The 1,751-nt window shown below is 63.8% G+C and carries 1 protein-coding gene; it reads left to right on the forward strand.

The features are described 5' to 3' along the window. The coding region (locus tag VNN55_08060; GenBank protein ID HWO57505.1) for an IPT/TIG domain-containing protein at positions 1-1,672 on the forward strand (1,672 nt) is incomplete at its 5' end. Positions 1,673-1,751 lie beyond the last annotated feature (79 nt).

Genomic DNA, 1,751 nt, shown 5'->3' on the forward strand with positions numbered 1-1,751 from the left:
CGCCCCCTCCACCGTTGGGAGTGTACCGATCACCGTGGAGGTGTCAAATAAAGAGGGGAAGGCAACCGGCGTGGCCAGTGTCTTGGTTTCGGTGAGTCCCACCGGTCCGATTATCACCGGCGTCAACCCGGCGGAAGCGAAGACCGGAATGGAAATCGAGATCACCGGCGCCGGATTTGGGAGCCGTCAGGGAGGAAGCAGCGTGGTCATCGGCGGGGCCGCGGCAAGCAGCATCCTCAGCTGGAGCGACACCGAGATCCGGGCGGTCGTCCCGGCGGATGCCTCGAACAGAGTGGTCAAGGTGGTCGTCGGCGGGGTCGAGAGCAGTCCCGGTGCCCTGGTGCTGTTGTGGGAGAAAGAAAATCCGGAGAACGTCGCGATCTCCACCGCCGCCGGCGAGCAGATCTCTCCCCGCTTGACCTCCGATGGCGCGGGTGGCGCGATCATCGCCTGGGCCGACTTTCGCAACGGCGCGACCGCCGATATTTATGCACAGCGGGTGAATGGAAGCGGCGTCGTCCAATGGGCCGCAGATGGAATAAGCCTTTCCACCGCCGCCAACAACCAGACCTTTCCGCAACTGATCTCGGACGGATCGGGAGGGGCGATTGTTGTTTGGGAGGACAACCGGACCGGGAGCGCCGACATTTACGCGCAGCGGGTGAATCACGACGGGACAGCCGCTTGGACAATCGATGGCATCCCGATTTCAGCCGCGGCGAACAGTCAACTCTCTCCCCAGCTGGTCTCGGATGGATCGGGCGGAGCGATCATTGTCTGGCAAGACCATCGAAATGGGACCACCGATCTCTATGCCCAGCGGGTCAATGGCGCCGGCTCGCTCCAGTGGAGCGCCGACGGGGTCGCCGTTACCACCGCGCCCAGCGCGCAGCAGTCCGCTGCATTGGTTTCCGACGGCGCGGGCGGGGCGATTATTGTTTGGCAGGATCATCGCGCCGGGACAAATTCGGACATCTACGCCCAGCGAATCGGCGCCGACGGCGTCGTGCAGTGGGGAGCGGACGGCCTGGCCATCTCCACAGCGGCCGGAAATCAGCAGTTTCCGCAGTTGGTCTCGGACGGCGCCGGAGGGGCGATTGCGTTCTGGCAAGATCGGCGCAGCGGAACCGATAAGATCTATGCACAGCGGGTGAACGGCGCTGGCGCGCTCCAGTGGTCCGCCGGCAGCGTTCCCCTCTCCACCACCGCCAACTCGCAAACCTCTCCCCAACTGATTCCCGATGGCGCGGGCGGAGCGATCGTCGTCTGGCAGGATGGAACCGATATTGATGCACAGCGAGTGAACGGGGCCGGCGCAGTGCAATGGAGCGCCGACGGAGTTGCTCTTTCCACCGCCTCGGACATCCAATCGTTTCCCCAAATCATCCCCGACGGATCGGGCGGGGCGATCGTGGCCTGGTCCGATCGACGGAATGGCGCCGACTATGATCTCTATACCCAGCGGGTCAACAGCGCCGGCGTTATTCAATGGACCGCCGAAGGCATTCCGCTTTCCACCGCCCCCCACGATCAATCCTCCGGCGGCGCCACCTCCCCTCCCGAGATCATTGCGGACGGATCGGGCGGGGCGATTGTCGTCTGGCAAGATCAACGAAGCGGAACGACCCGGGACATCTACGCCCAAGGGATCAGCGCCAGCGGGCGGGAGTAACTCCTCTACCCCTGATGCCGTTTATGAATCGTGATCTGGTTTTGATCGGGGTCTTCGATCACCGACATCCGGCAGACCG

The sequence above is a fragment of the bacterium genome (genome assembly GCA_035559435.1).
Lineage (GTDB): Bacteria > Zixibacteria > MSB-5A5 > WJJR01 > WJJR01 > JACQFV01.